Here is a 25,383-nt window from a genome sequence, read left to right on the forward strand (position 1 = left end):
GTTCACCTCCTATGTTTCACTCAGTGATACAAAATCACTATACTGTCTAGCAATTTCTTGAAGTCCAAGAACCATAGTAGCCAATATAGCCTGTCCGTTTTCAGTGATGTCCCCTTCTAAAGAAATGGTACATTCACCGGAACGATTGTTATATGTTCCTGCCTGTTGCGCAATATCTTGCAAACCTAAAATAGCCGTACAAGATAAAACGGATACAGCAGCACAAACAATATCATAGCCATGCTCATCGTACTCAGCATGTCCGCTAATATGACACTTAACAATTTGCTGTGCCTTATTGCGATTGATTTGAATCCGAATCATAGCTTATGCCTGAATGGATTCAATGCGAACTTTTGTAAATGGTTGACGATGACCTTGGCGACGACGATAGTTGGATTTTGCTTTATATTTGAAAACTAAAATCTTCTTCGCTTTACCATGTTCAAGTACTGTACCTGTTACTTTTGCACCGTCCACAAGTGGAGCGCCTACTTTAACATCACTGTCGTTAACTACAGTTAATACTTCGTCAAACGTTACAGTTTCTTCAGCAGCTGCTTCCAATTTTTCGATAGTAATTACATCGCCTTCAGCAACGCGATATTGTTTACCACCAGTTTTAATGATTGCGTACATTGTGACACCTCCTTGTTTTCGAACTCGCTGAATACGGTATTCTCTCATGCCTGATGGAATGAGGGACATTTACAAACCTCTCCATGCGGCTGCAATAGTTGGGCGTACCCAAACTACGACTAATTTATTTTACATGAAAAAACGCAGTAAGTCAACTACTTACTGCGAGTATTTAACAAGTTATATACGATATAGCCCCTTTTAGAGACTATTATTCATAGCCTAAATAATTTGTAAATGCTGTAATAAAATTTTCAAGCCAATAAGAACTAATACAACCCCACCTACAACTTCAGCCTTACCAGCAAAAATCTTTTTCAACTGTTGCCCTAAGTATACGCCAGCCAAGGATAAAATAAAAGCTACAATACCAATCAGCCCCGTAGCGGCCAATATATTAATATCAAAAAAAGCTAGCGTCAAACCAATCGCTAAAGCGTCAATACTCGTAGCTATGGCTAATACAAAGACTTCACGCCAAGTTAAGAGTTGGCAAATAATTAATTCATCTTCACCATATTCAACCTTTTTACTATTGCGTATCATATTAATCCCCAAATATGCTAAGAGTCCAAATATAATCCAATGATCGTAAGCATCGATTTTACTCGCCAATTGGGCCCCAATGAACCAACCTATAATGGGCATAAGCATTTGGAATACACCAAATAAAAAGGGCATTCCTATTTTTTTAACTATTTCCCGATCAGACATACAAGGGCCTTTAGCAACAGCTACTGCAAAAGCATCCATTGCTAAACTTATAGCAATTAAAGACAGTTCCCAAATCGACATACACGAACATCCTCTCTAATGGTAGGGCAGTTTTATTTATGGCAGTACCGACAAACGTCACTAAAAATACAATACGGCAATACTATAACGCAATAATACGATAATACTATAGCACTGTATTCGTTCAAAGCTTCTAGTAAAATTAATAACCTATATATTATATAAAAAAAAGAAAGACTTAGCAACTTAAGTCTTTCTAATTTTCACCTACCGCCAATAAGGAATAGGCTTCTCGATTCATAGACGCTTGCACCTCTAAGCGAATGGAACGCTTGCATTCAACTTCTAACTGCGTAAGTACAGCCTTTGTAAAATAGCGTCCTACTTCTTCATTCACTTCAATTAGCAAATCAGATTTTAAACGCCCACTTCGATATAATTCTCGTAAACGACGAATAATCTGCAAATACACCGTTTCAGCCGATAGTAATTGCCCTGTACCGCCACATTGTGAACAACCATCAAATAAAATAGACTGTAAACCTTGTCGCTCACGTTTGCGTGTTAATTCAACTAAACCTAGTGATGTAATGCCACACACTACTGTTTTAATAGGATCCTTGCGAACTAATTCAGTCAAATATGCTACTAACTCTTCACGCTGCGCTTTTTTTGGTAAATCAATAAAATCACAAACAATAATGCCACCAATATCACGCAGACGTAACTGACGGGCAATCATTTGAGCCGCTTCCCGATTCACTTCCAACGCAACCTCACTAGCCGTTCCCGAACGCCCCGTATAATGTCCAGAGTTTACATCAATAACCGTTAAAGCTTCCGTCGTATCAATTTTTAAAAAGCCACCTGATGGCAAATCAATACGTGAATTCAGTAACGTATCCAATTGACTTTCAATTTGCCACTCTTTAAATACAGGCTCTGCCCCTTCATGAAGTTTTAAATTCACTGTAGATAACATATTAGTAACTTGCAACAAATCACGTAAATGCTCATACGCCCCTACATCATCCACGATGATTTCGCCCACATCACGACTCAAATATTCACGAATTAAGCGAAACCAAAAGTCCGCATCACTATATAATTCAGTGCCACCTTTAGCTACTTTATAGCGATTTTGTAATTGAGTCCACGTACTCCACAAAAATTCCATATCCCCTTGCAAGGCGTCAGACGATGCTGTGGCTGCTGCCGTACGCAAAATAAAGCCACAGCCACGAGCTAAATATGGCGCTGCCAACTCTGCTAACTTAGCGCGAAGCTCATCATCAGTAATACGTTTTGAAATATGTAGCCCATCTGAATAAGGCAACAAAACCATGAATCGCCCTGCTAAACTAACATCAGCACTAACGCGTGCTCCTTTACCAAGCATTTCCTCTTTGACAACTTGCACTAACACAGTCTGTCCTACATGGAGTTTGCCCATGGATTTAGTCTGCTTCCCTTGTTTTAAATTTAAGTACGCATTCTGTTTAAGTCCAATGTCAACGAATGCAGCCGACATGCCAGGTAATACATTGCGCACTACCCCTTTGTAGATATGGTTAATCGTTTCTTCACGACTGGGTCTGTGAAACGCTGTATCGACGAGCTGATTAGCTTCATCTAACAAAACCATACGAATTTCTTCAGCCATAACATTGGCTACAATTCGTTTCATGACAAACTCCTTTCTTTATATACTTAGGACATCTATTAGTTTTACAACTTATATGCTTAGTGAACTAGGTCTACAACTTAGATGCTTAGTGAGCTAAATCTACAACTTATATGCTTAGTGATCTAAGTCTACAACTTATATGCTTAGTAATCTAGGCCTATAACTTAGATACTTAAAATTATAGGCCGATACCTTAGTAACTTAAGGTTACGATAACTATACAGTTACCTCTAAAGGCGAAATTAATTGTCCGTCTCGTTCAACCATAATAGTCTGCCGATGAATGGAATAACCATCCGTAACTGGCCAACCATATTTTTCACGCCCCAATTGCCACACATCCCCTGGTTTCATAGTACCTTCAGGATAAATGCCAATCCCCATTGTTAAAATAACACGGTCTCCTTCAACACGAGCGGTTATTGGCTCTTTTACAAAATGTTTTACATCAATTGTCCGTGTCTTTTTAGGAGTTACCTTTTCATAAGCAATTTCAGTAGCTTCATTAAACGGTTGTAATAAACTAGCCCAATCAGCTTCAGCTGTTACCGGCCCAGATACTTCATATACCGCATAATTACAAATAGCCATTAGTTTTTTTACTCTATCTGGCATTTCACGACCATCAAGGACTTGCAAACCTGGTGGCGCCACCTGATTTAAGCGTTCCTTAACGTCAGCTACAGTCAAATCCTCAATGATATCCATATCTAAGTATTCAACATCTGCTGTGATTCCAAGCGCTAAAGCTGATGAAAAACTGATTTTCATATGAGGGTTAAACCCTTCCGAGTAAGCCATTTTAATAGCCGCACGTCGAATCATACGTTCCACAGCTTGCGCATAATCTAAATGCGATAAAAATCGCATATCTTCGCCCTTACTTAAGGCCAAACGTAACTTTTTCAACGCGTCCACCCTCCTGATAATCAACAATTGCCGTATTTAACTCCGGACATACATTACAGCCATTGCATGGTAAACGACGGCAATCTCGAGTTAAAGAAGCTTCCACAGCACGGTCCCATTCCAATTTAAGATATTTCTTAGATACCGTATCATCTAGATGATCCCAAGGTAATGGCTCATCAAAGTCACGGTCACGGCGGGCATAATAATCAGGATCGATACCTGTATTTTTGAAGGCTTCCATCCATTTATCAATAGAGAAAAACTCTGTCCAGCCATCAAATTTACAACCTAATTTCCACGCTTCGATTAAGGTTTTACTCAAACGACGATCACCACGAGCAAAAACAGCTTCCATATAGCCAGTTGCCCCATCATGATAATGATAGGAAATATTGCGGTTATTAATCAAAGTCTTTAAATATTGCTGTTTGCGATGAATTTCTTCCACCGATTGCTGACCATACCATTGATATGGGGAATGACTTTTTGGTACAAAGAAAGACACACTCACAGTTACTTTACCATTGCGTTTACCAGTAATTTCACGATGTAAATCCAATACTTTATACGCCAAATCAGCAATACCTGCCACATCTTCGTCCTTTTCAGTCGGCAAGCCCATCATGAAATACAATTTAACCGTATTCCACCCTGATTTAAACGCATTTGTACAAGCCGCTATCAAGTCCTCTTCACTAACCCCTTTATTAATCACGTCACGCATACGCTGTGAACCTGCTTCTGGGGCAAAGGTCAAACCACTTTTACGCACTTGTTGTACCTTCTTAGCAATATCAATGGAAAAGGCATCTATGCGCAATGACGGTAAACTTACACTTACTTGCTTATCTTTAAATTCTTCCATTAACATGTCTACTAATTCAGGTAATTTTGAATAGTCAGCGGAACTTAACGACATTAAGGAAATCTCATTATAGCCTGTATTGGCAATAATTTCTTTGGCTAATTGTACTAATTTTTCAGGTGAACGCTCACGAACAGGACGGTATAACATACCAGCCTGACAGAAACGACAGCCACGCGTACAGCCACGGAATAATTCCAAAACAGCTCGATCATGAACTACATCAATATATGGCACCACTGGTTTAGTCGGATAATGGCAATTATCCATATCTTCAATAATGCGTTTTTGTACCACTGCTGGCGCTTCTTCAGCTAATACTTTCATACCTTTGAAGTCGCCTTTAGCTGTATATTGTGGCTCATATAAGGATGGCACATAGTTGCCAGGAATTTGCGCCATTTTACGAAGTAGCCCTTCTTTACCGCCTGGGAAACCAGCCGCTTTTTCTTGACGATATAATTCCACCATTTCTACAATATGTTCTTCTGATTCGCCTAAGTTTACAATATCGACAAAATCAGCAATAGGTTCTACATTATAAGCACAAGGACCACCCGCCGTAATTAAAGGGAAAGATAAATCTCGATCCTTACTGTAGAACGGAATGCCACCTAAATCCAACATATTCAAGATATTGGTATAACTCATCTCATATTGCAATGTAAAGGCTAGAAAATCAAAATCCTTAACTGGTGTTTTCGTTTCTAAGGAAAACAAAGGAATTTCGCGCTTACGCATTTCTTCTTCCATGTCATGCCAAGGAGCACATACACGCTCAGCTGCCACATAAGGCAATTCATTAAGCAAGGAATATAAAATTTTAATTCCCAAGTGACTCATGGCCACTTCGTACACATCTGGAAAACCAAAGCACATAGTAACGTCCATGTCTTTGTGATCTTTCACAACACTATTCCATTCACCGCCAGTATAGCGGGCTGGTTTCTGCACATGCTGCAACCAGCTAGCATCTAATTGTACCATAGGACCTCCGATTCAAACTCTATTTTAACATCTAGAACATTCGATATATTTATGTTACAGATTTTTATTATACAATATAAATTTTAGGTTCGCCAAATATTTAGGTTAGAACATCAATTTCTTACGATGCATAGCAATATTTAATAGCAAACCAACACTAATCATATTTGTTGTAAGGGCACTAACACCATAACTAATGAAAGGTAATGGAATCCCTGTAACCGGCATAATCCCCGTAGTCATACCAATATTAACTAATACCTGAAACACTAGCATAGAGCCAATACCCGTAGCTAACAACATACCAAAGGTATCATTAGCACTCCGCGCTATAACAATACTCCGATAAATCAGAGTAAATAGTAAAATCAACACAATAACACAGCCTACAAAACCTAATTCTTCACCAATAACAGAGAAAATAAAGTCTGTATGATTTTCCGGCAAGAAGTTTAACTGACTTTGAGTTCCTTCAAATAGACCCTTCCCTAAAATCATACCAGAACCAATGGCAATTTTAGACTGAATAATGTGATACCCTGCGCCGAAAGGATCGATATTTGGATTTAAAAATACGAGAATACGTTGTTGCTGATATTCTTTTAAAACAAACCATCCTAAAGGCGCTAATATAACGGCTACGCCTACAATAATTTGCACTAATCGCATGCGTACGCCACCCACAAAGAGCATGCCACAAAGAATAGCCAAATATACCAAAGACGTTCCTAAGTCAGGCTGTTTAAATACAAGTAAAGCCGGAATACCAACAAATAATACAATGGGCACTAATGAACGAAATGTATTCAACTGATTGACACGACTTTCCATCATTTTAGCCATACTAATAATCATAAGTAGCTTTGTAAACTCTGAAGGCTGAATGGTAATCGGCCCAATTTGAATCCACCGCTGTGCCCCTAAGGCAGACGTACCAATAAACATAACGGCTAACAGCAATACGATAGTAATAAAATATAAAGGTCGCCCCCAAGAACGCAAACGACGATAATCAAACCACTGCATTAATACAACAACTACTGCATTAATAAAGAAAAATAAAATTTGCTTACTTACTAAATCTGTAAAATTTAAACCTTCGCGATTCACATGGGTAGCACTGCCAATAATGACTAAGCCTACACCAATGAGTAGCACTGTGCAAATGACGATAGTCCAATCCCATTCGCGCCAGATTTTATGCCACATAATTACCTCCTAGCGCAAACGCCCGCCACGAGTCCAAAAACTCGTAAAACGACGTTTTAAAAGAGAGCCAAAACTCATTTTCTTAGGCACCTCTTCTGTTTGTTCTTGCTCCACAACAGCACTCTCCACAGGCTGCGTATCTAAGTTTTTATCATCTATAACTTGAATATCTATAACTTGAGTATCTACCGCTGGTTCCTTAGCTGTATCAAGGTCATCATCCGCTGTTACATGAGAAATAGCTGCTATTGGCTCAACAACGGCTGTTTTATTATTAGTTTCGTCAGAAACAGACTCTGCCGTTGCCAGTAACTCGTTTTCTTTCTTTGTTACTTTCTCTGTACCTTTCTTGCTAGCTTCAGCAGTAGTGGTATCTACTACGTCAGATGTTAAGGATTGCCAATGAGCTAATACATCAGCCTCTTCCCAAGCTGTATCAGTCTCGATATACGCTACCAAAGGATCCATCATTACATCCATAGCTTCATCACATTCCTCATGAAGTACGCCTGCTTGAGACCATGCCAAAATATTAGCGCTATGTGGTAAGATTGTGGCTAAATTTTCAACCTGCAAGTTTTGTAACGCTTCATCCACTGACACAGCCGCATCACTACGCCCAACATTATTTAACACTAAGCCATAGTTAAATAGACGTTCTTCATGACATAATTGCATAACGCGCTGTACGGCTCGCAAAGATACCCACATTGGTTCCGCTACTAAAAGTAGTTGTTCAGCCACTCTAAAAATAGCTTCATTACCACGGCCAATGCCTGCTGGAGCGTCAATAATAACATAGTCATAGCCTTTAGCTATTCGCTTAATAAGCTTGCCATACCCTTTACGCCCCACATCTTCCCAGCGACGACTTTGAGTAGCTGGTAAAAAATCAAATCCATCTCGCAATGGCACAATCGCATTATCCTTATTACAATACTCTTTCCAAATATCAATAGCATCAAAGAAAATATCATTTTCCTTACCTAACACTAAGTCAAGATCACGCATGCCAAAATCCGCATCAGTAATAAGTACGCGGTGGCCACGACGATTTAAAGCGGCCCCAATATAAGCAGTCAGCGTAGTTTTACCTACACCGCCCTTACCTGACATAATGGCTATAATTTTTCCCATAGCTACTCCTTTCTCTTATGTTTCTAAAATGGGTTACGGCCCTTTAGGACCTGTAACAGTATCATCAATATTCGTAGTCGTATTGCCACTATTTACGACATTACCACTCGTATTTATAGCACTATTCTGGCTACCAGTGGTCGTACTACCCGCAGTCGCTCCATTCGTTGTCGTAGCATTTCCATTGGCCCCTTCTTTGCCCGTATTAATGTGGAAATATTCTGCTAAAATATCTTTTACAATCGGACCAGCTGAACCAGCACCGAAGCTCCCTTGTTCTACCAAAGCTACGACTACAATGCGAGGTTTATCATATGGCGCATACGCCACGAACCAACCATGATCTCGGCCTGTCGAGTTTTCCGCAGTCCCTGTTTTACCAGCGATTTCAATCGGCCAACCTTTAAATAAAGACCCCGCCGTACCACCTTCAGCCGTAACGTCACGTAAGCCATTGCGAATTAAATCCATGACTGTTTTTGAAACTTGTAACACCCCAATTTTCTTAGGGCCAAAAATTTCTGCTGGCGTACCATCACTATTATCAACACGACTCACCACATACGGTTGATAGCGAATGCCGCCATTAGCCACTTCTGACATTAATACAGCCATCTGAATAGGCGTTACCAATGTAAAGGACTGGCCAATAGCCGCATCAAAGGTTTCCCCTAAATACCAATCTTGATCAAATACTTTTCGTTTATATTCAGGACTTGCTAAGTTACCGCTAGACTCACCATATAATTTAATACCGGTTTTTTCACCTAGACCAAATAACTTAGCAAAGCGGTCTAATTCTTCAATGCCTACACGATTACCCATTTCATAGAAATACACATTATCTGATTTAGCTAAAGCTGTATTAAAGTCAAGCCAGCCTAAGGCTTCTCCTTCTGCATTGCGTTTATCAATCAACCAATGGCGACCACTGTCAAAGATCATCTCATCAGGCGTAACCTTTTTTAACTCTAAGGCAGCTGCCCCCGTAACAATTTTAAAAGGTGATCCAGGGGGATATTCGCCAGAAATTACCTTATTATCAAAGGGATGATTAGGATCTGTATTTAACTGATTCCATTGAGCCGATGTAATCCCTCTAGCAAACCAGTTGGGATTAAAACCTGGTGCACTCACCATAGCCAATACAGCGCCCGTATTAGGGTCCATAGCAACTACAGCAGCCCCGCGAGCTGGAATGCCTTGCGCTCGTAACGAATTTAATTGATCCGTAACTGCTTTTTCAGCTGCCTTTTGTAAGGCTAAGTCTATTGTTAAATGAATATCACGACCAGGAATTGTATCTTTACGACCCACTTCAGCTACAGGACGACCAGTGGCATCAACTTCAACTTGCTTGCCCCCATCGGTACCACGTAATACATCGTCATACATTTTTTCCAAACCAGAACGGCCCAAAATCGTACCAGGACCGACTGATGTTTCAGGATTTTCTGCCTTAATCTCATTTAATTCTTCTTCACTTACTTCCCCTACATAGCCAAAAAGTTGTGAAGCCAAAGAATCATAAGGATAATAGCGCAACGGTTCTACTTCAATAGACACACCAGGTAACTCATGACGATGTTCTTCAATCATGGTCACACGGTCCATCGTAATATCCGTAGCTAAACGAATTGGTTCGTAGCCCCCTTTATGAGTGGCAATCTTATTTTGAATGGTTTCTGGCTTAATATTTAGTATCGTAGCCAAACGCTGTAATTCCGCAGGGTCAATATCTTTGCCAGTTGGCACAATAGACACAGTATATGCCGGACGAGAGCCCGCTACAATTTGCCCATTTCGATCATACATAACCCCACGCGCCGCAGTAACGGAAACCATGCGCAAGCGATTCCCTTCTGCCTTCGTATGATAGTATTCACCATCCATAATCTGAAGATAAAACAAGCGAATTACTAAAATGACAAAAATTGCCATTACTATATATACTAAGGCATCAAAACGGCCTTTTTTATTCTTTTTATATAATGCTTCAAGCACGCCGATGCCTCCTCACTAATATTTTACACTGATGTACTACCAAATATATTCGTCCTTCTCTTCCATATACCAGAGAATTTCATGCACCATAATGCCTATTAAGCCATTAAGCCACCATACAGGCCAGATGTGATGCCAAATATATGTGCCTATCAAAATATCTTCACGCCCTAACCAGAGCATACCAATACGCACTAACATATCAACAACAGTAGCTACTGAAACCCAAGCAAAGGTCACATACCATTGTTCCTCATATACACTATGTGACCAGATACTGATAAAATAGGCCACCGCAATATACGGGAAAAAGTGAAGACCAAACGCATTGGATATTAATATATCATGCACTAAGCCCCCTACAATAGCCGCCATCAAACCAATACGGCGCCCTCTAAGTAAGGCCAAGACAATGACCCATACTAAAATTAAATTAGGTATCCACCCTTGTCTAAATAGGACAGGCAATACACTCGCTTGGATGAGAAACGTAAAAATCCCCATGAGTATATAAATCATAGTTCTCATTGTTTCGTCGCTCCTTTGACACCTTCTACTTGGTCACGCTGTGTTTGCGGTACCAATTTAGGCGTTAAACTAGGCTTATCTAGCTCACCTTCTCGAGAACGAAGAATAACAAAGACTTCTTCTACATTTCGTAAATCTGCCGACAATTGTACGACTGCATTCTTAACAAAACCTTCGGAGTCATTGTCAATTCGTGCTACATGACCTACTAAAAGACCTTTTGGATAAATGCCACCATAGCCTGAAGTAATCAAAGTATCGCCATTTAATACGTCGCCATCACGAGCTACATTAACCAATAACGGCTCATCAGGATTACTACCATTGCCTTTAACAATAGACGCTACTCGAGATTCAGGTCGTTGTACAATAACCCCAATAGCTGTACGAGGGTCAAGAACCGTCTGTACACGAGCAGAATGGGTATATACATCACTGATAAAACCCACAACCCCACCAGGAATGACTACCGCCATATTTGGCGTAAGACCATCTTCACTGCCTCGATCAATGGTAAAGGTATTCGTCCAAGTACCAACATCACGAGTTACTACGGCAGCTGCTACCATATCAAATTGGGGATGGCTATTTTGAAATGACAACAACTGACGAAGGCGCATATTTTCAGCCACTACTTCATCATAATTTGTCACTTTTTGCTGTAATTGTGCATTTTCTTCACGAATTGTATCCATTTCCTTCGTACCATTAATTGCTGTATCAATCACAGCAATGCCGGTGTGAATAGATCCTAAAAAACGTGAAGCGCCATAAGTAAATGGCGTTGTAATTCGTTCAAACGTCACGGTTACATAGGGAATGCTCGTCCGTTGTTTCCAAGCATACCCTAAGAGGGCTAAAAACAAACAGCAAAGCCCTACCATAACGATTAACCGTCGTTCTGATGAAAACATTAGGCCCTTCCTTTCCGATTTTTAGAGGCAATAATAAAGCGTTCCATACGAGCAAATTCTTTAGAGGCTTCGCCTAGCCCTACAGCTACAGCAAACCCTGGTTCTGCTGGCACTTGCACGGGAATGCCCAATTCTTCACTCAAGCGTTGCCCCAGCCCTTCCATAAGGGCTGTAGCACCAGTTAAAATCATACCTCGTTCCATAATATCTGCCGCCAATTCTGGAGGCGTTTGTTCCACTACAGACTTAATCTCATCTACAATACGTTGTAACGTTTCCTGCATCACTTGATATACTTCTGACTTGCGAATTATAATCCGCTTCATAAGACCATTAGCAATATCTCGTCCTAAAAAGGACAGCTCAGCCTCTTCCTGTGGTGGCAAGGCTGTACCTAACTCTAATTTAATTTCTTCTACCGTTTCCACAGCCACCATAACAGAAAAGGTATTTTTAATATATTGTAAAATACTTTCATTAAAATCATGACCACCAATACGGGCAGAATGAGCAATTACCTTACCACCCAAGGCCATAACGCCAATATCCGTCGTACCCCCACCAATATCAACAGCCATACTACCACAAGCCTCAAACACAGGCAAATGACAGCCCAAAGCAGCGGCCACAGGCGCTTCTAACAAATATGCTTCACGAGCTCCTGCTTGAATAATAGCATCCGTCATAGCCCGTTTTTCCACATCGGTAATACCACAGGGAACGGCCATAATAACGCGCGTCCGCCCTACAGTACGAGATGCTTTATTCATAAAATGACGCAACATAGTCAACATAACACGATAGTCAACGATGAAGCCATCTCGCAAAGGTCTCATTTCATCAAGCATATCAGGGGTGCGCAATAACAAGCGTTCTGCATCAGCCCCTACGGCTACAATACCTTCTTGCTTAGTATCGGTAGCCACTAAGGATGGCTCCGATAAAACGACACCACGCCCCTGTACATGGATATGCGTATTCACTGTGCCTATATCTATACCTAAGTCTCGTCCTAATGACGAAAATATACGAATCATCTGCTTAGTCTCCTTACTTAACTCATCTCTTAATTATACTATTGCCCGTAAGGATAAATCAACCGACGACCACGGAGTTCTTCCCTTATAATAGTTCTTTTTCACACAAGCTTGTATAGATGCCATCACCAATAATTATATGATCCAATACAGGAATTCCCATTACTAAACCGGCTTCAATAAATACTTTGGTAATCGCTACATCATCCGCACTAGGTGTTGCCTCTCCTGACGGATGATTGTGAATTAATATCAAACTTGCCGCATTAGCCTGCAAAGCTTGGCGAAACACCGTGCGCTGCTCCGCCAAACTCCCAGTTAAACCACCTATAGAAATGGTAGCAAGCGTAATTAACTTATTTTTACAATTCAAAAACGCCGCACACACATGCTCTTCTTTTTCGTAACGCAAGCGTTCCATTACATACATAGCTACCGCTTTAGGATTACTAAAATCTTCATACGTTTGTTTTACTTTTAATTGTCCTAAACGCCGTCCCAATTCAATAGCGGCACACACTGTAACGGCCTTATCACAACCTATGCCTTTAATCGTTTGAAGCCCTTCTACAGTAATTTCATTAAGGCCGTAAGCACCATGCTGAACTGTATTCAAAACCTCTTTGGCTAATTCAAGCACCGAAGTCCCCCGTCGTCCTGTACGCAATAAAATAGCCAATAATTCCTCTATACTTACATTATGAGGCCCCATTTTTAAAAACTTTTCTCTCGGTTGTTGCCAAGGTTGCCACTCCCGTACACAACCAGTTATTACGCCACTCACCGTATACCATCTCCCTAATAAACGATTTAATCCCTATGCCTATAATTCGTTTAACTTTCTAGCCACCACTTCAACAGGCAAGCCTACCACATTCGTATATGATCCTTCAATACTTTTTACCAAGTATGCCCCTTGACCTTGAATACCATACGCCCCCGCTTTATCAAGGGGTTCTCCAGTAGCAACATAAGCTGCAATCTCTGACTTGGTTAATTCAAAGAAATACACCTTCGTTCGCACATGAAAGATTGCTTGTGACACCAACTGCCCAACATGATCATACTTGCAAAGAGCAACGCCCGTAACCACCTCATGAAAATCACCAGACAATTCTTCTAACATAGCGGTGGCCTCAGCAGAATCAACGGGCTTCCCCAATTTATGTTGCTTATGAACCACAATCGTATCTGCCCCTAATACAACATAACCTTCATTACTAGTAACTGCTGGTATAACAGCAGCTAATGCCTTCCCTAGAGCCTGTTGTTCCACTAATTCATAGGGCGACTCATATTGTTCATTATGCTCTTCATAAGTACTCTTAACGACCGTAAAGGGAATCCCTACTTGGTCTAATAATTCACGGCGCCGTGGTGAGCCAGATGCTAAATATAATTTCATCAGTTATCTTTACCCCCTATTAGCTTGTAAACTACAACGCGCAGTACCTACAAAGGTACTGCGCGCCTGTGTTATATTTCGTTCACACGAATATGTAATTACCAGTTTTTCATTACAAGGCTAGCTGTAATACGTTTTGTATCACGAGCAATCATAATTTCTTCGTTAGTAGGTACTACGAAGATTTTTACTTTGGAGCCTTCTACGCTAATTTCAGTTTCTTTACCACGAACATTGTTGCGTTCACGGTCAAGACGAGTGCCAAGGTATTCAAGACCATTACAGATAGCATCGCGGTTACCGATACCATTTTCACCGATACCAGCAGTAAATACGATAGCATCTACACCGCCCATAACAGCTGCGTACGCACCAATAGTGGAACGAACTTTGTAATGGAACATATCAAGAGCTAATTGAGCACGTTTGTTGCCTTCTTCAGCAGCTTCTTCAATAACACGGAAGTCATTGGATACACCAGAAATACCGAATACGCCAGATTTTTTATTCATAATAGCGTCGATTTCATGGTATGTCATATCCCATTTATCCATCAAGAATGGTACGATAGCTGGGTCAATATCACCACAACGAGTACCCATGATTAAACCAGATAATGGAGTGAAGCCCATGGAAGTGTCGATAGAACGACCAGCTTTGATGGCCGCCACACTGGAACCATTGCCAAGGTGACAAGAAATAATACGTAAATCACTCATGTGTTTACCCATTAATTCAGCTACACGTTGGGATACATATTTATGGCTAGTACCATGGAAACCATAACGACGAACACCTAATTCAGTGTATGCTTCATAAGGCAAACCATAAAGGAATGCTTCTGCAGGCATTGTCTGATGGAATGCTGTATCAAAAACAGCAACTTGTGGCACGCTTGGCATAATTGCTTCGCATGCTTCGATACCTTGAATATTTGGTGGGTTATGAAGAGGTGCAATTTTAGCACATTCCTGTAATGCTTCCATAACAGCAGGTGTAATTAACACGGAGTCAGCAAACTTTTCAGCACCATGAACCACACGATGGCCAACAGCATCAATTTCATCCATAGATGCGATTACGCCGTATTCTGCATCAATTAAAATATCAAGCAAAATTTTAAGTGCTTGTTTGTGGTCCAAAATAGGTTCTACGCGTTCTAACTTTTCAGCGTCTGGACGTTTGTGAGTAAAGATTGCATCATCAGCACCAATCTTTTCAAATTGTCCTTTAGCTAATACCGCTTCTTTGTCCATGTCAATAAGCTGGTATTTTAAGGAAGAACTACCACAGTTTACTACTAAAACATTCATTACTTATCCCTCTTTCTTAGTAATTTGAATTTTGCCTACCACAAAATCAGAAATCTGAGCACCCATCGTGCTATCAATTGGGTACTGATAGGTTATATTCCACAATACACCCTTATCTACAAACGTGTATTGAAAGAAACGAATTTTTGCTTTGTCAGACTTCAAAGTCGCATCAGCAGTAAACGCCGTTACACCATCAACAGACTTCATAGCCTCTGACCAAGTTAAGTTTTTGCCAAAACTTTTATCATAAAATTGCTTTGCTTCCATACCATAAGCTTGCGCTGTTGGTAATGGTTGCCCCACTTTTGGCGTAATAGCCTCAATGGATACTAGAAAATTCTTATCCGCTCCTAAATACGTAGTCACTGGATACCCTAATGCATTCTGCGAAGTATTAGGTTGTACGCCAATATCATAAGGTAAGGCAACGGTAATTTCTGAAGCCCCCGCCTTAATCACTTTGTGACCAAAACTATAGGAATCTAATGCATTATCACTGCCACAGCCACTCATAACGAGGACCATAAGAGCCATAAGACATACAGTGAACCATTTCTTCATATTATCCCTCGATTCAGTTTGTCTGTACAAATAATCACGTACGGTTAAATTATACCATTCTTTCTTAATCCTTGCACCTCTCTTTTTACACATATTCACTATTAGTTTTTTACATACAAACACTGTTATTCATAACGTTTAGTTATAGTCCCTAACAATTATAGTATCTATTCCTATAAAAGCCCATAAGCATAGCATTCTATGCTATAATAAGCATACCATAGTAACCAACTACACAATACTTTGCAAGTGAAACGCGAAAGGAGACACCTATGAAATGTATTGGCATTGTAGCGGAATATAATCCGTTTCACATCGGCCATGCCCATCAATTACAACAACTACGCCAAGCACATCCAGATGCCCTAATCATCATAGCTATGAGTGGCTCCTTTGTACAACGTGGTGAACCTGCTATTTTCAATAAATTTATACGCGCTCGTTGGGCCTTATTAAATGGCGCTAATGCAGTACTAGAACTGCCAACTATTTATGCAACGGCCAATGCCGAACGCTTTGCGGCTGGTGCAGTTCGGTTACTTGCATCAGTCGGAGCCACTGCTTTATCCTTTGGTTCTGAAACGACTGATTTAACTGCATTACAACAAATTGCCAACCTCAGTCACACCCCTGAAGTGCAAGCACATTGCCAGCAACGCCTGCAAGAAGGCTATTTCTATGGGGCCGCCTTACGCGATGCTATCGCTACAGTAGCCCCTAAAGCAGAACCAATCTTACAACACCCCAATGCTCTATTAGGCATTGAATATTTAAAGGCCTTAAAAACCTATCAATTAGACTTAGACGTCTATCTAGTGCAACGAGAAGGTGCCCATCATAATGCCAGTCTAACGTCCCCTTGGCCTTCAGGTTCTGCCTTACGACACCACTTATATACCGCTCAGACTACAAGAGAAGCTAACCATGAAGGTACAGATATGAATTTCTTACATAAGCTAACAGACTTTGTACCCACTAATATACAAAAGGACTATACGGAATTAGTATTACAAGGCGAATTGCTCGATCTCTCACGGTATGAAGATTTCTTACTCTATGAAAGTCGCCAACGCACTGCTGAGGACTTACAACAACTTTGTGATTTTAAAGAAGGCTTAGAAAATCGTTGGCCAAAAGCAAGTCAGGCCACTACTTGGAACGCAGCTCGAGAGCTTTTAAAATCAAAACGCTATTCCTATGCCCGTTTAAACCGAATGTCGGCATATACAATGCTGCAAATTGCCCAACAGCTCCAAGATGACGCTCATCAGCAAGGCCCTACCTATGCTCGTCTATTAGGCTTTACCAAAGAAGCCCGCCCTTGGTTACAGGCCAAGAACTTCACTATTCCAGTAGTACAAAAATGGGCCCCTTTCCTAAAGGAAGCGCAAGGGCTGACTGCCCAGCTAGCCCAACTAGATCAACGGGCCACAGACCTACAAGCCCTTTGTTTTAAACACCCCGCCAAGCGGTCGGGTGGCACTGATTACACCTTTACCCCTTGGTATATAATAAATACTCCATGACAAACCATGACAAAAAAGGCTGAACCTACAGTATCTATATTATCCTGTAGATTCAGCCTATTTTTTATGAAATTGTTACACTGTCCTCGCCATCTTGTTCTTTTACATTAACTCGCACCGTTTCCATGTGAGAGGTAGGAATATTTTTCCCTACATAATCAGCGCGAATTGGCAATTCTCTATGCCCTCTATCGACTAATACAGCTAATTGAATAGCTCGAGGCCGCCCCACTTCCATAAGTGCATTCAAGGCAGACCGAATCGTTCGCCCTGTATACAGCACATCATCTACCAAAATAACTAACTTACCAGTTGTGTCTAAGGTAAACGGTGGCCCTTCTTTGCCCGTTGTAGTGCGATCATCCCGATACATCGCTACATTAATAGTGGCTACTTCAATATGAACGCCTTCAATCGCTTCAATCTGAGCTTGTAAACGTTGCGCTAAATATATGCCACGGCGCTCAATCCCTAAAATCAAAGCATTATCTAAGCCTTTATTGCGTTCTAAAATTTCATGACTAATTCGACGAACAGCACGCATCATAGCCTGCTCATCCATAAGAACTCGTTTATCTTCCATAGCTAGCTCCTTATACATTATGAGTTTTGGCATACTCAAGACAAGCTAAAAAGTCCTCAGGCAATGGGGCTTCAAAATGAAGTTCCTTGCCAGTAATAGGATGCTTCACATCTAAACTATAGGAATGTAAGGCTTGCCCTTCAATAGGGAAATCCATTTTCCGATACCCGTAAAATGGATCATTAACTACAGGATGACCAATGTGAGCAAAATGCACACGAATCTGATGAGTTCGTCCTGTTTCAAGAACACATTCCACTAAAGTATGTTGCCCATACCGTTCTAATACTTTGAAATGAGTAATGGCTTCTTTACTATTTTCAAATACTACGGCCATTTTCATACGGTCCTTTGGATGACGTCCAATAGGTGCTTTAATGGTCCCCCGCTCTTCTACAATATTGCCTTGTACCAAGGCATAATAGGTGCGTGTTGCTGAATGAGCTTTTACCTGTTCAGCTAAGCCAATATGAGCTAAGTCATTTTTAGCCGCCATCATAACACCAGATGTATCTTTATCTAAGCGATGGACAATACCAGGACGAATTTCACCATTAATGCCGGATAAGTCCTTGCAATGAAATAGCAATGCATTAACTAAAGTGCCTGTATAATTTCCTACGGCAGGATGCACCACCATACCACGAGGTTTATTTACGATGATAATATCATGGTCCTCAAACAATATATCCAACGGAATATCTTCTGGTTTCACTTCTACAGACTGAGGCTTCGGTACTACAACCGTAATAAGAGCTTCACTAGCTAATTTTAAATTACTCTTGCCCACTTTATTATTAACCGTAACAGCCCCCGATTTAATTAATTGTTGTACATAACTACGAGAGCCTTCCATGAGAGATGTTAAAAATATATCTAATCGTTCCCCTTCTTTATCCGCCGGTACTACTACAGTAATAGTCTTACCTGGTTCGAAGTGAACATTCGTTACTAATTCATTATCCATTATGATTTCCTCCCTGAGGTGAACGCCAAATATGTATAGCCAATAAAGCAACGCCAACACAAATACCAATATCCGCTACATTAAAAATCGGCCAAATTCTAAAATCAAAAAAATCCACAACAGCCCCTATATGATATCGATCCCAAGCATTGCCTAAAGCACCACTAACTAACAAGGCCGTTCCTAATTGTGTCAACACACCACCAGTACGAATATATTGTCTGAAATACCAAAGTACAACAAGCAAGATAAGAACTATACATAAAAAAAACAGCCGTTGATTAGCTAGTATGCCAAATGCAGCGCCCTTATTTAAAATATAGGTCAAATGAAATACATTCGGAATCAAAGGTATCGATTGTCCCAATGTCATACTCTCTTGCACCCAACTTTTTGTTACTTGATCAATTACTAACCAAACAAGTCCAATAATTACATATATAATTGCCATTGATTATTCTCTTCCTTTTTAATAGTTTATTACTCTTTATTATACGGCTAAATAGGGAAACAAGGCAAATAAAAAAAGCCCTCTACTAGAGGGCTTTGGCATCCGTTGATTATTCAGCTGGATGAATAGTACCTACTGGGCATACAGATTCGCAAGAACCGCAGTCGATGCAAGTTTCGTTAATTTCGTATTTAAGTTCGCCTTCGCTAATAGCGCCTACTGGGCATACAGAAGCACAAGAACCACATTTAATACATTCGTCACCGATAACTCTCATTATTGGACACCTCCGCAAAATATACTAGATAATTTCTTGATTATCAATTCCTTAAGGAACTTACCTTAACTTTATATTCTCATTATGGCACGATTTTTCCATCTTGTCAAACTTATGGATAATGATTTCTTATTATTTTTATGCAAGTTTAAATGACTATTTTACATAGTAAATACGCTATTCTTTAAGTATTTGATAAATATTTTCAATACATTTTTTATTGATAAAAGAGTAAACCTACTCAATACTTGCATTCTCATTTAAGTTCAAAATAGCATAAAACAACAAATGAATTTTATTCTCATTTTTATAAATGTTTTTCGTATGCCAACCATACATCTATAAGATAAGGTTACGGTAATCATAGTTTATTATGCGATTATTTTTTGCCTTTAGGCGCTTTAGGTAATTTAATTTTAGGAAATGGTAAGCCCAATTCTTGGGATACTTCTTTTAGTTCGTCGTTAATCTCCCATACCAAATCTTGTAATTTATTAATCTTTTTGCGGCGATTATCAACTGTAACCTTACTATTAAAGAATACGCCTACGCCAGCTAACATTAATACGACAGCAATTAAAAACTGTGGGTCGTAAATAGTAGGTGTTTCGGTAAGAAAGGATAAAACCGTAGCGGCACCAATTAAAACAAAGGCGCTCAAGAGCGATGTAGTAGACGGATTCTGTGGTAATTTAGCTAACGTCTGCCATTCTTTTACACAAACGGCGCGCTGTTCAATTAATTCGCTCCTTCGATTAATTAAATCTTTTTTATTCATAACTAATCATTTTCCTTTTCCTCAGTCTGACTAATAATTTCTTGGAAGTACTCATCCACTGATTCACCATGCATAATAGCGTCTCTCCGTATGTATGAATACAATATAACATCTTCTTGTGGCACACAAATTCTATTAGGAACAAATTGACTTAAAGCATCAAAAAAAGCTTTGTCTGCTTTCATAATAACTCGTCCATTTTTAACTTTTTTTCCATTAACAATAGAATAAATTAATGCCCATGCTGGTCTATTATCTGAACTTGAACATTTACGATATTTGTACCTTAATTTAAATTTACTAATGAATTCTGTTTTATGTAAAAATACACCATCAATCATAGTATATGGAATTTCCATTTTTTTTGTACTAAATAAAAACTTCTCTATAATCACGAGTTTATCATCTAATAATTTATATGTATATTGAGCTATTGCAGTTTTTAAAATAACAAATAAAGCTACCAACTCAACAAAATATTCATCTAATATAATAACTCCTTTAGCCATGCTGCGGCTAGTTGTCCATCCTATGGCAACTAATAAAGCTATAACAAATAAACTGACAACAAATGTTGCTTTATTACTTCGTTTTGAACTTTCTTGATAAATTACTTTCATTATAAAAACTCCTGTCAAACTGACATAAGGATACTTTTTCTCCCCTCATATAAGAGACAATGTAAAACAAATTAAAAATCAAATAAAACTAAAAAAATATTGGAGCAGTACTTATTGCACTACCCCAATATTCATTCATAAATATTTAATAAATTGACTTCACTAAATATTTTAATTTATTCTTATTGACCTGGGAAGAAAGGCCATACCATTGGAATTACAATAAGGCTTACAATGAAACACACAATAATCAATGGTACCCCAGCTTTTACGTAGTCCATGAATTTGTATTGACCAGGACCAAGTACTAATGTATTTGGAGGTGTACCTACAGGTGTACCGAATGCACAAGATGCAGCAACACCGATAGCCATTAATACGGCATGAGGGTCAGCACCCATACCTCTTGCAATAGCGATACCAATTGGTGCTAACAATGCACAAGATGCAGTGTTAGACATAAATTGAGTCATAATACAAGATAATAAGAATAAAACACCTGTCGCAAAGTAAGGGCTAGGGTCAGAACCCATAACGCCAAGAACGGCATTAGCAATTAATTGACCAGCACCGGATTTATCCATAGCACCAGCTACAGGCATCATACCTGCGAATAAGAAGATTGTTACCCAGTCAATAGAAGTATAAGCTTGTTTTTCTTTTAAGCAACCAGTTAATACACAAGCAATAGCACCCATAACAGCTACTAAGCTCAATGGTAAGTTAATACCAAAGTATGTTTTTAAAGGATCGCCTAAAATCATTAACAAGATAACTGCACCAAGAATTAAACCGGAGTATAATTGTTTCTTAGGATCATTAGATACTTCATCAGCAGATACTTCTTGTTCTACTTCAACATCACCAGTAATTTCATGTTTAGGTAAGAAATATTTACCAATAAACATCATGAAAGCAATAGTAGCAACTGTTAAAGGAACACCAATCCAAGCAAATTCAAAGAAGCCGAATTGAGGAATGCCCGCTTTAGCTAAAGCACCATTAACGATAATGTTTGGAGGTGTACCAACCATTGTGATGATACCACCGATACCAGCAGCAAATGCTAATGGCATTAACTGACGGCTTGCAGGAATATTAGCAACAGAACAAATACCAACAACTACTGGCAATAAAGCAGCTGCTGTACCAGTGTTAGATAAGAATGCAGACATAACTGCAGTTACTGTCATAATAGCAAACATTAAACCATTTTCACTAGTACCTGCTTTAGATACTACTGTTTCACCAATTTTTTGAGCAAGCCCTGTGTAGAACATGGCCCCACCAACTACGAACATACCAGCAAATAATACTACGGTACTATCAGATAAACCTGAAAAAGCTTCTTTACTACTAATAATCCCCATTAAACATAATGTAATGGCCCCACCAATAGAGGTGATTGCTAGTGGAATAATTTCAGTAACAAAGAAAATCGCCATAACAGCGAGCACGATCAAAGTTTGTACTGCAACATCCATATTAGTCATCTCCTTTTAATACTTCAATAAAAAGTATTGAAATTAATAGGATTTCTTATTTTATGTACATAGCATACTAGCTATATAATATACCCTTACACTAACGCATCATAAATAATATAAAATACCAATAACAATTAAAATTGAAATTGCCATTGCAATTGTTACATAAATTCCTTCCTTAGTACAAGGATACCCATAAAATAAAAGTTCACTGATAAAACCACGCCGATTAAAAAATGAATATTTTGTTCGCCTACGAAACCAACGAGCTTTACGTTCATTCCCTATAATCAACGCAGTAACAAAAAAAACAATAAGAGCCCACACGAAACTAATCAAAATTTTCAATTCTATGGAGAACAAATCAAAATCACCTCTACATTAACAATATATAAATGCAATACGATTTATCGATATAAGTTTTGCTATATCCCCAAAGAATACTTCGAGCAGAACCTTATTGTCAAAGTATACTTCACAATTACTGTAAATCGACAAGTATAGGCTATAACTGGGGGCTACTAGCCCCCACTATAGCTACTAAAGATTATTAAATTTTAACGAGTTGCCATCATAGCAAGCATAGTACCAGCTGCTACAGCTGTACCAATAACGCCCGCAACGTTTGGACCCATAGCATGCATCAACAAGAAGTTAGCAGGGTTAGCTTTAGCCCCTACAACCTGAGATACACGCGCTGCCATTGGAACGGCAGATACACCAGCGGAACCGATAAGTGGATTTGTTTTACCACCATCAAGTTTAGACATAAGTTTGCCGAACAATACGCCACCAGCAGTACCTGCGATGAACGCAACTAAACCGAGAGCAATAATTTTAATTGTATCAAAAGTTAAGAAGTGTTCAGCATTCATTGTAAGACCAGTACCAGTTGCTAAGAAAATAGTAACGATATTGATCAATGCATTCTGAGAAGTATCGGATAAACGATCTGTTACACCAGATTCACGGAATAAGTTACCTAACATTAACATACCTAATAAGGAAGTGATGGATGGTAACAATAAAGAAATGAAAATAGTTGCAACAATTGGGAACACGATTTTTTCAAAACGTGTTACTTCACGAAGCTGTTCCATTACGATTTCACGTTCTTTTTGAGTCGTGAACAATTTCATAATTGGAGGTTGAATCAATGGTACCAAGGACATGTAAGAATAGGCCGCTACGGCAATAGCACCTAATAATTCAGGCGCTAATTTAGTCGCAAGGTAAATTGATGTAGGACCATCGGCACCACCAATAATACCAATTGCTGCTGCTTGTGGAGCTGTAAAGCCAATCATCATTGCACCAGCTAAGGCAATAAATACACCAATTTGAGCTGCAGCCCCTAAGAACAATGTTTTAGGGTTTGCAATCAATGGACCGAAGTCAGTCATTGCACCAACACCTAAGAAAATAAGTGGAGGGAAGATTTCATGAGAAACCCCGGCGCTGATAAGAGCCATAACCCCTTCTTCAAAACCATTGCGAGGGATATTAGCAAGAATACAGCCAAATGCGATTGGAGAAAGTAGTAATGGTTCGAACTCTTTAACAAATGCCATGTACAATAATAGTAAGCCTACTAAAATCATAATTGCATTACCAGTATTAAAGTTTACAAACCCACTATCTGTCCAAACCGAAGAGACCGCTACGATAAATGCATCCATGTGGATCCCCTTTCATATCGAGAACAAAAATAATGATTCAATCAATATTTCACTACAAATTAACTATTAGCCAAATACAACCATGTCTTCGCCAGTGGATACTGTTTGGTTAGCAGATACACGTACTTCAGCGATAGTACCATCTTGTGGAGCAGCGATTTCGTTCTGCATTTTCATAGCTTCAAGAACTAATAAAGTTTCGCCTTTTTTAACTGCTTGACCAGCAGAAACGTTTACAGATAAGATTTTACCTGGCATTGGAGCTTTAACAGTAATTGCGCCAGCTGCTACTGGAGCTGCTGCTTTAGGTGCTGGAGCTGCTGCAGGTGCTGGAGCTGGAGCTGCTTTAGGAGCAGGAGCTGCTGCAGGTGCTGGAGCTGCCGCTGCACCAGTTGCTTTTACTTCATTAACTTCAACATCATATACAGTACCATTTACAGTAACGTTAAATTTTTTCATTTTATAATCCTCCAAACTAAAATTTAATGCAATATGTTCCTTCTTCTTAGCATATTACAATTAACGACTCATGCGCAAACGACCGTCCAATTTCCAGTTATGATTATTAATACTTGGACGAATACTAGCGATCTGATCAACCGAGTAGCCCATAGCGCTAATGGCACTGGCAATAACAGCAACTAACTCATCATTTAGTTTACTGTTACCGGCGTTCTTCTCTGCCTTGCTCATGTTTACACCTCCTAGATTTGACTAAATTCTACCACTTAGTCTGCCATCTAGTCTCCAATTGCGACTTGTTTCGCTTGGACGAATTGATGCAATTTGATCTGATGAGTAACCCATAGCTACGATGGCTCCTGTAATAGCTGCTACTACAGGTTCATCATTGGCTACCACTGGCGCTGCTGCAGTCACAGGAGCAGCGGCTGGTGCTACGTTCACTGGCTCTTTAGGCTTTTTTTTTGTAGGGTCTAATTTATGGATAATTACCATCAATAAACCTAACGCAGCCAATACAGCAAATACAACAGTCATATTGATTGCCATAAATAGCCAAGGGCTAATAGTACCTTCGTTTCCTCCCATAATAAATTCCTCTTTCTAATTAATACAAA

The 25,383-nt window shown here is 39.5% G+C and carries 29 protein-coding genes; 1 reads left to right on the forward strand and 28 read right to left on the reverse strand.

Features of this window, described 5'->3' with window-relative positions:
• Positions 1–9: 9 nt before the first annotated feature.
• The 16 genes from NFR44_RS03535 to NFR44_RS03610 form a co-directional block, all read right to left on the reverse strand.
• Positions 10–324: a ribosomal-processing cysteine protease Prp gene (locus tag NFR44_RS03535; RefSeq protein WP_251441242.1), complete on the reverse strand. Its 315-nt coding sequence runs from the start codon at positions 322–324 to the stop codon at positions 10–12.
• Between the two features lie 3 nt (positions 325–327).
• The gene (gene rplU, locus NFR44_RS03540) at positions 328–639 is read right to left on the reverse strand and encodes a 50S ribosomal protein L21 (RefSeq protein ID WP_115311015.1); all 312 of its coding nucleotides are present in this window, start codon (positions 637–639) and stop codon (positions 328–330) included.
• Positions 640–861: 222 nt separating this feature from the next.
• Entirely contained in the window at positions 862–1,434 is a 573-nt protein-coding gene (locus NFR44_RS03545) for a manganese efflux pump MntP (RefSeq protein WP_251441244.1), read from the reverse strand.
• 196 nt (positions 1,435–1,630) lie between these two features.
• A complete protein-coding gene (locus tag NFR44_RS03550) occupies positions 1,631–3,061 on the reverse strand; it encodes an Rne/Rng family ribonuclease (protein ID WP_251441245.1) in 1,431 nt (476 codons plus the stop codon).
• A 216-nt stretch (positions 3,062–3,277) separates the two neighbouring features.
• Positions 3,278–3,970, reverse strand: a complete 693-nt coding sequence (locus NFR44_RS03555; RefSeq protein WP_308795284.1) for a TIGR03936 family radical SAM-associated protein — start codon at positions 3,968–3,970, stop codon at positions 3,278–3,280.
• On the reverse strand, positions 3,942–5,825 hold the full coding sequence (locus NFR44_RS03560; protein ID WP_251441249.1) for a TIGR03960 family B12-binding radical SAM protein: 1,884 nt from the start codon (positions 5,823–5,825) through the stop codon (positions 3,942–3,944). Before NFR44_RS03560 ends, NFR44_RS03555 begins: the two co-directional genes overlap by 29 nt.
• Positions 5,826–5,930: 105 nt before the next feature.
• Positions 5,931–7,034: a rod shape-determining protein RodA gene (rodA, locus tag NFR44_RS03565; protein WP_251441251.1), complete on the reverse strand. Its 1,104-nt coding sequence runs from the start codon at positions 7,032–7,034 to the stop codon at positions 5,931–5,933.
• Between the two features lie 9 nt (positions 7,035–7,043).
• A complete protein-coding gene (locus tag NFR44_RS03570) occupies positions 7,044–8,171 on the reverse strand; it encodes a P-loop NTPase (RefSeq protein WP_251441253.1) in 1,128 nt (375 codons plus the stop codon).
• Positions 8,172–8,204: 33 nt separating this feature from the next.
• The gene (gene mrdA / locus NFR44_RS03575) at positions 8,205–10,175 is read right to left on the reverse strand and encodes a penicillin-binding protein 2 (protein WP_251441257.1); all 1,971 of its coding nucleotides are present in this window, start codon (positions 10,173–10,175) and stop codon (positions 8,205–8,207) included.
• Between the two features lie 36 nt (positions 10,176–10,211).
• The gene (mreD, locus tag NFR44_RS03580; protein WP_251441259.1) at positions 10,212–10,703 is read right to left on the reverse strand and encodes a rod shape-determining protein MreD; all 492 of its coding nucleotides are present in this window, start codon (positions 10,701–10,703) and stop codon (positions 10,212–10,214) included.
• Positions 10,700–11,617 (reverse strand): rod shape-determining protein MreC, encoded by a 918-nt coding sequence (gene mreC / locus NFR44_RS03585; protein WP_251441261.1) that lies wholly within the window; start codon positions 11,615–11,617, stop codon positions 10,700–10,702. The genes mreD and mreC overlap by 4 nt, the downstream gene beginning before the upstream one ends.
• Positions 11,617–12,654 carry a rod shape-determining protein gene (locus NFR44_RS03590; protein WP_251441262.1) on the reverse strand — a complete coding sequence of 346 codons (1,038 nt, stop codon included), beginning with the start codon at positions 12,652–12,654 and terminating at the stop codon, positions 11,617–11,619. The genes mreC and NFR44_RS03590 overlap by 1 nt, the downstream gene beginning before the upstream one ends.
• A gap of 85 nt (positions 12,655–12,739) precedes the next feature.
• On the reverse strand, positions 12,740–13,438 hold the full coding sequence (gene radC / locus NFR44_RS03595) for a RadC family protein (RefSeq protein ID WP_277612550.1): 699 nt from the start codon (positions 13,436–13,438) through the stop codon (positions 12,740–12,742).
• A 39-nt stretch (positions 13,439–13,477) separates the two neighbouring features.
• Complete coding sequence (locus NFR44_RS03600) at positions 13,478–14,062, reverse strand: Maf family protein (protein WP_251441370.1); 585 nt, start codon at positions 14,060–14,062, stop codon at positions 13,478–13,480.
• 95 nt (positions 14,063–14,157) lie between these two features.
• Positions 14,158–15,372: an acetate/propionate family kinase gene (locus NFR44_RS03605; protein ID WP_251441264.1), complete on the reverse strand. Its 1,215-nt coding sequence runs from the start codon at positions 15,370–15,372 to the stop codon at positions 14,158–14,160.
• A 3-nt stretch (positions 15,373–15,375) separates the two neighbouring features.
• Positions 15,376–15,936 carry a hypothetical protein gene (locus tag NFR44_RS03610; protein ID WP_251441266.1) on the reverse strand — a complete coding sequence of 187 codons (561 nt, stop codon included), beginning with the start codon at positions 15,934–15,936 and terminating at the stop codon, positions 15,376–15,378.
• Positions 15,937–16,208: 272 nt separating this feature from the next.
• Between NFR44_RS03610 and NFR44_RS03615 the strand changes: the two genes are divergently transcribed.
• Positions 16,209–17,462: a tRNA(Met) cytidine acetate ligase gene (locus NFR44_RS03615; protein WP_251441268.1), complete on the forward strand. Its 1,254-nt coding sequence runs from the start codon at positions 16,209–16,211 to the stop codon at positions 17,460–17,462.
• A gap of 64 nt (positions 17,463–17,526) precedes the next feature.
• On the opposite strand, the gene pyrR is transcribed toward NFR44_RS03615, so the two are convergent.
• The 12 genes from pyrR to mmdD all read right to left on the reverse strand — a co-directional run bounded on the left by pyrR (position 17,527) and on the right by mmdD (position 25,354).
• Positions 17,527–18,045 (reverse strand): bifunctional pyr operon transcriptional regulator/uracil phosphoribosyltransferase PyrR, encoded by a 519-nt coding sequence (pyrR, locus tag NFR44_RS03620; RefSeq protein WP_251441270.1) that lies wholly within the window; start codon positions 18,043–18,045, stop codon positions 17,527–17,529.
• 10 nt (positions 18,046–18,055) lie between these two features.
• Positions 18,056–19,012: an RluA family pseudouridine synthase gene (locus NFR44_RS03625; RefSeq protein ID WP_251441272.1), complete on the reverse strand. Its 957-nt coding sequence runs from the start codon at positions 19,010–19,012 to the stop codon at positions 18,056–18,058.
• Complete coding sequence (gene lspA / locus NFR44_RS03630; protein WP_251441372.1) at positions 19,005–19,454, reverse strand: signal peptidase II; 450 nt, start codon at positions 19,452–19,454, stop codon at positions 19,005–19,007. The genes NFR44_RS03625 and lspA overlap by 8 nt, the downstream gene beginning before the upstream one ends.
• 118 nt (positions 19,455–19,572) lie before the next feature.
• The gene (gene fdxA, locus NFR44_RS03635; RefSeq protein WP_006555144.1) at positions 19,573–19,740 is read right to left on the reverse strand and encodes a 4Fe-4S ferredoxin; all 168 of its coding nucleotides are present in this window, start codon (positions 19,738–19,740) and stop codon (positions 19,573–19,575) included.
• A 379-nt stretch (positions 19,741–20,119) separates the two neighbouring features.
• Positions 20,120–20,518, reverse strand: coding sequence for a hypothetical protein (locus NFR44_RS03640; RefSeq protein ID WP_251441274.1), 399 nt, complete (start codon positions 20,516–20,518; stop codon positions 20,120–20,122).
• A 2-nt stretch (positions 20,519–20,520) separates the two neighbouring features.
• A complete protein-coding gene (locus NFR44_RS03645) occupies positions 20,521–21,138 on the reverse strand; it encodes a hypothetical protein (RefSeq protein WP_251441275.1) in 618 nt (205 codons plus the stop codon).
• A 182-nt stretch (positions 21,139–21,320) separates the two neighbouring features.
• A complete protein-coding gene (locus NFR44_RS03650; RefSeq protein WP_251441277.1) occupies positions 21,321–22,622 on the reverse strand; it encodes an SLC13 family permease in 1,302 nt (433 codons plus the stop codon).
• 108 nt (positions 22,623–22,730) lie between these two features.
• The gene (locus NFR44_RS03655) at positions 22,731–22,964 is read right to left on the reverse strand and encodes a hypothetical protein (RefSeq protein ID WP_251441279.1); all 234 of its coding nucleotides are present in this window, start codon (positions 22,962–22,964) and stop codon (positions 22,731–22,733) included.
• 218 nt (positions 22,965–23,182) lie between these two features.
• Complete coding sequence (gene mmdB, locus NFR44_RS03660; RefSeq protein ID WP_251441280.1) at positions 23,183–24,304, reverse strand: methylmalonyl-CoA decarboxylase subunit beta; 1,122 nt, start codon at positions 24,302–24,304, stop codon at positions 23,183–23,185.
• A 66-nt stretch (positions 24,305–24,370) separates the two neighbouring features.
• Positions 24,371–24,763: a methylmalonyl-CoA decarboxylase subunit gamma gene (gene mmdC, locus NFR44_RS03665; protein ID WP_251441282.1), complete on the reverse strand. Its 393-nt coding sequence runs from the start codon at positions 24,761–24,763 to the stop codon at positions 24,371–24,373.
• Positions 24,764–24,823: 60 nt separating this feature from the next.
• Positions 24,824–24,997, reverse strand: a complete 174-nt coding sequence (gene mmdE / locus NFR44_RS03670; RefSeq protein WP_202922143.1) for a methylmalonyl-CoA decarboxylase subunit epsilon — start codon at positions 24,995–24,997, stop codon at positions 24,824–24,826.
• Positions 24,998–25,018: 21 nt separating this feature from the next.
• Positions 25,019–25,354, reverse strand: a complete 336-nt coding sequence (mmdD, locus tag NFR44_RS03675) for a methylmalonyl-CoA decarboxylase subunit delta (RefSeq protein WP_251441284.1) — start codon at positions 25,352–25,354, stop codon at positions 25,019–25,021.
• Positions 25,355–25,383 lie beyond the last annotated feature (29 nt).

Source organism: Veillonella intestinalis, assembly GCF_943193155.1.
GTDB lineage: Bacteria > Bacillota > Negativicutes > Veillonellales > Veillonellaceae > Veillonella_A > Veillonella_A intestinalis.

Bases quoted from the DNA above. Each gene is read 5' to 3' on its own strand.
- NFR44_RS03535 (WP_251441242.1), bottom strand. From the start codon at position 324: ATGATTCGGATTCAAATCAATCGCAATAAGGCACAGCAAATTGTTAAG.
- rplU (WP_115311015.1), bottom strand. From the start codon at position 639: ATGTACGCAATCATTAAAACTGGTGGTAAACAATATCGCGTTGCTGAA.
- NFR44_RS03545 (WP_251441244.1), bottom strand. From the start codon at position 1,434: ATGTCGATTTGGGAACTGTCTTTAATTGCTATAAGTTTAGCAATGGAT.
- NFR44_RS03550 (WP_251441245.1), bottom strand. From the start codon at position 3,061: ATGAAACGAATTGTAGCCAATGTTATGGCTGAAGAAATTCGTATGGTT.
- NFR44_RS03560 (WP_251441249.1), bottom strand. From the start codon at position 5,825: ATGGTACAATTAGATGCTAGCTGGTTGCAGCATGTGCAGAAACCAGCC.
- rodA (WP_251441251.1), bottom strand. From the start codon at position 7,034: ATGTGGCATAAAATCTGGCGCGAATGGGATTGGACTATCGTCATTTGC.
- NFR44_RS03570 (WP_251441253.1), bottom strand. From the start codon at position 8,171: ATGGGAAAAATTATAGCCATTATGTCAGGTAAGGGCGGTGTAGGTAAA.
- mreD (WP_251441259.1), bottom strand. From the start codon at position 10,703: ATGAGAACTATGATTTATATACTCATGGGGATTTTTACGTTTCTCATC.
- mreC (WP_251441261.1), bottom strand. From the start codon at position 11,617: ATGTTTTCATCAGAACGACGGTTAATCGTTATGGTAGGGCTTTGCTGT.
- NFR44_RS03590 (WP_251441262.1), bottom strand. From the start codon at position 12,654: ATGATTCGTATATTTTCGTCATTAGGACGAGACTTAGGTATAGATATA.
- NFR44_RS03605 (WP_251441264.1), bottom strand. From the start codon at position 15,372: ATGAATGTTTTAGTAGTAAACTGTGGTAGTTCTTCCTTAAAATACCAG.
- NFR44_RS03610 (WP_251441266.1), bottom strand. From the start codon at position 15,936: ATGAAGAAATGGTTCACTGTATGTCTTATGGCTCTTATGGTCCTCGTT.
- NFR44_RS03615 (WP_251441268.1), top strand. From the start codon at position 16,209: ATGAAATGTATTGGCATTGTAGCGGAATATAATCCGTTTCACATCGGC.
- pyrR (WP_251441270.1), bottom strand. From the start codon at position 18,045: ATGGAAGATAAACGAGTTCTTATGGATGAGCAGGCTATGATGCGTGCT.
- NFR44_RS03625 (WP_251441272.1), bottom strand. From the start codon at position 19,012: ATGGATAATGAATTAGTAACGAATGTTCACTTCGAACCAGGTAAGACT.
- fdxA (WP_006555144.1), bottom strand. From the start codon at position 19,740: ATGAGAGTTATCGGTGACGAATGTATTAAATGTGGTTCTTGTGCTTCT.
- NFR44_RS03640 (WP_251441274.1), bottom strand. From the start codon at position 20,518: ATGAATAAAAAAGATTTAATTAATCGAAGGAGCGAATTAATTGAACAG.
- NFR44_RS03645 (WP_251441275.1), bottom strand. From the start codon at position 21,138: ATGAAAGTAATTTATCAAGAAAGTTCAAAACGAAGTAATAAAGCAACA.
- NFR44_RS03650 (WP_251441277.1), bottom strand. From the start codon at position 22,622: ATGGATGTTGCAGTACAAACTTTGATCGTGCTCGCTGTTATGGCGATT.
- mmdB (WP_251441280.1), bottom strand. From the start codon at position 24,304: ATGGATGCATTTATCGTAGCGGTCTCTTCGGTTTGGACAGATAGTGGG.
- mmdC (WP_251441282.1), bottom strand. From the start codon at position 24,763: ATGAAAAAATTTAACGTTACTGTAAATGGTACTGTATATGATGTTGAA.
- mmdE (WP_202922143.1), bottom strand. From the start codon at position 24,997: ATGAGCAAGGCAGAGAAGAACGCCGGTAACAGTAAACTAAATGATGAG.
- mmdD (WP_251441284.1), bottom strand. From the start codon at position 25,354: ATGGGAGGAAACGAAGGTACTATTAGCCCTTGGCTATTTATGGCAATC.